2 protein-coding genes are annotated in these 4,417 nt (G+C 67.7%); both read left to right on the top strand.

Annotation, left to right across the window (positions count from 1 at the left end):
• Nucleotides 1-77 precede the first annotated feature (77 nt).
• Nucleotides 78-836 (top strand): NAD(P)H-binding protein, encoded by a 759-nt coding sequence (locus VN520_RS28945; protein WP_325749909.1) that lies wholly within the window; start codon nucleotides 78-80, stop codon nucleotides 834-836.
• Between the two features lie 1,161 nt (nucleotides 837-1,997).
• On the top strand, nucleotides 1,998-4,397 hold the full coding sequence (locus VN520_RS28935; RefSeq protein WP_414719979.1) for a ricin-type beta-trefoil lectin domain protein: 2,400 nt from the start codon (nucleotides 1,998-2,000) through the stop codon (nucleotides 4,395-4,397).
• Nucleotides 4,398-4,417 lie beyond the last annotated feature (20 nt).

The raw sequence follows: 4,417 nt of genomic DNA, 5'->3' as shown, positions 1-4,417 counted from the left end.
CCTGCTCCAGGTCCATCACGACCTCGACGGCCAATCCCTCGCCGCGGCGGGCCGCCGCGAATTCCTCCGCGGGCCGGCTGCCCCGTGGCCCTCCCGCGGGAACCGCCCGCGGCGTCCAGATCTGGATCGCCGACTACGACCAGCCCGGCACCCTGGCCACCGCCTCCCACTCCGGCGACAAGGTCCTGCTCATCTCCGGCAGCGAACTGGGCCGGCGGGTCCCCCAGCACCGGACGGTCGTGGACGCCGCCCCCGCAGCAGGCGTCGCCCTGCTCGCCTGCACCGGCATCCTCGGCGGCCCCGAGGCCGACTTCACCCTCGGCCAAGACCACCAGGCCACCGAGGAGATCATCCGCAACTCCGGCCTGCCGCACGTCCTGCTGCGCAACGGCTTCTACAGCGACGACTACCTCAACGGCCTCGCCGACACCCTCAAGCGTGGCCGGATCGACGGCAACGCAGGCACCGGCAAGGCGGCCTCCGCCACCCGCGCCGACTTCGCGGCGGCCGCCGCCACCGTCCTCACCGAAGACGGTCACCAGGGCCGCATCCACGAACTGAGCGGCGACACGGCCTGGACCTTCACCGGCCTCGCCGCCGAGATCAGCCGCCGGGCCGACACCGAGGTCACCTACCACAACCTCGCCCCCGCCGAACGCCGGACCGCTCTCCTTCAGGCGGGACTGCCCGAAGCGATCGCCGGCCTGCTGATCGACATCGACGACGCCCTCGCCCGCGGTCTGCTCGCCGGCACCCCCGGTGACCTCAACCGCCTCATCGGCCGCCCCACCACCCCCATCACCGAAACCATCGCAAACGCGCTCAAGACACTCTGATTGCCCCACCTGACTGCCCGGCCGCTGCATGCAGCGGCCGGGCAGTCAGGTGTTGCTGTGCTGGGATCGGTGAGACATGCCCGAAGGGGGCGGACTTCACTGACGCGGAGGCGTTCGGCGACCTTGAGGGCCAGGTCGAGCGAGACGGTCCCTTCCTCATCGCTCACGTCGGCAAAGAGGCAATCGAGTGCGGCGGAGTACGCCTCCTTGGCGAGCACACCGCAGAGATCGTACGGGGATGTACGTCGCCAACCTCCCAGGGCAATACACCTAGGCCACGGAATCGGACGGCACCTCCTGGAAGACCTCGCACAGCACGTGCCCTGACCTTCTGCCTACGCACCGGCTACCGGCCCTGCCCCTCCTACGTCGCCGGACGCGACCACCACGTCAACCGAGCAGTTCCCCGCCGGCTTGGTAATGCCTGCGGCATCAGTGAGGCAGCGGGTACCGTCCCGTGAGGTGTGCAGCACTGACCTGCTGAGCAGAACGGCGAGCGTCACGGGCTCACCGGTCTCCGCCACTCCCTGGGCGAGGGTGGCTTGTTGCAACGCGTCGGCTGCGGAGGCCGCCACGAGTGCGGGTGTCGCGTCGGCGGGTTCTCCGCTCGGCGGTGAGAACGCCCGCGGCGGAGAGCAAGGCGCGGGCCGGCGCCGTGAGAGGTCGAGTGAGTCTCCTGAGCACGCGCATCCTCCGTGTGCTGACGGGGCGGGGATACGGAGCACGGACGCACGCCGTCGCGCCGAGGGGCTCGGGTATCCCGGAGGGAGAGCGTTCCGCCCTTGTCGTTCGGTACAAGGCAGGAAGCTATTCGTTTTCGCACATGGCCGTAATTTTTCCAGCAGAGGGACGAAGCGACTGGAAGGAACCCCGGGGTGATGATCCTCGGTCTGCCTCTTCGAGCCCAAGTCGGCTTCGCAGACGAGGACTTCATGAAATCTACCGAGAGCTTTGTGCACGCTCGTGACAAAGCATGGACGCGCTCGGGGGAAGTCCTTACTGTGTGCGACGTGGCGGTGAGGCGACGGTACGTGCCCCGAGCGTCACCTTCCGCATCTCCGCACTCTCCGTATCCGGAACGACGGCGCGCTCCGGCGGCGGTGGATTCTGCACATTGCCCCATTCACGTTCCCCGGCCTCGGGGGACCTACAGGAGGTCACGTGTATCCACGGCTGTTCTCCCACCGACTCGGCAGACGTCTGGCCGTGTCACTCACCGTCCCGTTACTGGCTCTCGGCCTGTCGGTTCCCGCGATCGCGGCTCCCCCCGAGGCCGCACCTCTTCCCCCGCAGGAACCCGGTGTCACGCTCCGCGTCTTCGACGTGCAGACGTCGCTGAAGGAGATCTGCACCCTCAAGCCCGGACAGACCCCGAACATCGACAAGAAGATGTCGGTGATCAACTGGACCTCCGACGCAGACTTCGGGCTGGCGTCCAACTTCGTCAGCCAGGTCACCGGGAACCTCGACGTCGCCGCGGCCGGCAGCCATACCTTCCGCCTGGCCAGCGATGACGGCTCCCGCCTCTACGTCGATGACAAGCTGGTCATCGACCACGACGGACTGCACGGCTCCGATCTGCCCAAGGACGGCACGGTCTCGCTGACGGCCGGCTACCACTCTCTGCGCATCGAGCACTTCGAGGCGGGCGGAGGCCAGCAGATCACGCTCTCCTGGAAGCCCCCGGACGCCACCGGCTTCAGCCTCGTACCGAACTCGGTGCTGAGCACCGACGCCGGCGTCGTACGCGTCACCTCGCCCGGCCGGAAAGAGTGCGAAGGCGCCCTCGACACGCCCGGTGACGGACTGCCCCTGACCGAGGTCCACCCGAACTACACCCTGACGAACCTGCGGCCAGGCGGCTTCGAACCGCAGGTCTCCGCCATGGACTGGCTGCCCGACGGCCGCCTCGCGGTGACCACCTGGGGCGGCACGGACAACAGCACGGGCGAGGTGTACCTGCTGAGCAACGTCACCGGGGCAACCGGACCCGACAAGGTGACGTACAAGAAGATCGCGAGCGGCCTGAAGGAGCCGATGGGCGTCAAGTACGTGGACGGCAAGCTCTATGTCTCCCAGAAGCACGAGCTGACCGAACTGAACGACACCAACGGCGACGACGTCACCGATCAGTACAAGCGGATTGCCACCTGGCCGTTCGGCAACAACTTCCACGAGTTCGCTTTCGGCCTGCTGTACAAGGACGGGTTCTTCTACCTGAACCTGTCGGTGTCGATCAACTATGGCGGCGCCACCACGGACCCACAGCCGGCACCGAACCGCGGGACCACGATCAAGGTGAACAAGGAGAACGGAGCGGTCAGTTACGTCGCCGGTGGTCTGCGCACCCCCAACGGCATCGGCTGGGGCCCGGACGGCGACATGTTCGTCACCGACAACCAGGGCGGCTGGCTGCCCTCGTCGAAGTTGGTGCACATCAGGCAAGACCGCTTCTTCAACCACTACATGAACCCGGACGGGCCCTTCGACTCCCAGCCGGTGACCAAACCGGTGCTGTGGCTCCCGCAGAACGAGATAGCCAACTCGCCCAGCACGCCTCTCCAGTTGGAAGACGGCCCGTTCGCCGGTCAGATGCTGTTCGGCGACGTGACGTACGGTGGCATCCAGCGTGCGTTCCTGGAGAAGGTCGGCGGTGAGTACCAGGGGGCGGTCTTCCGCCTCACGCAAGGGCTGGAAGCCGGTGTCACCCGGATCAGCGTCGGCCCGGACGGCGCCCTCTACGCAGGCGGGCTGGGTGCGGGCGGCAACTGGGGCCAGGAGGGCAAGCTCAGCCACGGTCTGCAGAAGCTGACGCCGAACGGCACCAACGCCTTCGACATCCGCGCGATGCGCGCCGTCCCGGGCGGTTTCGAGCTGGAGTACACCCAGCCGGTGTCGACGGAGACCGCGGCCGACCTGGCCGGGCGCTACAAGATCAAGCAGTGGCGCTACGTGCCGACCGCGGCATACGGCGGCCCCAAGGTCGACGAGGAGAGCCTCACCGCCCAGTCGGCCACCCTGTCCGCCGACCGCAAGACGGTCACGCTGACGATCCCCGGGCTCAAGGCCGACCGAGTCGTCCATGTGCGCTCGGCCCGTCCTTTCAGTGCGACGGACGGCAAACAGCTCTGGAGCACCGAGGCCTGGTACACGATGAACCAGCTGCCCGGAGCGACTTCCCGGACCGGCGAGGTGAAGGGGGTCAACGGCAAGTGCCTGGACGTGGACAACAGCGGCACCGCCGATGGCACGAAGATCCAGCTGTGGAACTGCAACAGCACCGCGGCACAGAAGTGGACGGTCTCCGGTGACGGAACCGTGCGCGCCCTGGGCAAGTGCCTGGACATCGACAACGCCGGCACTGCCGACGGCACGAAGGTGCAGCTCTACGGCTGCAACGGCAGTGCGGCCCAGGCATGGCAGCCTCAGGCCGACGGCACTGTACGCAACCCGCAGTCCGGCAAGTGCCTCGACGCGTCCGGGGGGACCTGGAACGATGGCACACCGGTCCATCTGTGGGCCTGCCACACCGGCCCCAACCAGAAGTGGGCCCTGCCGTAGCACAGCCGGCCAACGTATCA

The sequence above is a fragment of the Streptomyces sp. genome, assembly GCF_035563135.1.
GTDB lineage: Bacteria > Actinomycetota > Actinomycetes > Streptomycetales > Streptomycetaceae > Streptomyces.
The sequence above is the reverse complement of the archived record's forward strand: the minus strand, read 5'-3'. Positions and strand labels throughout refer to the sequence as shown.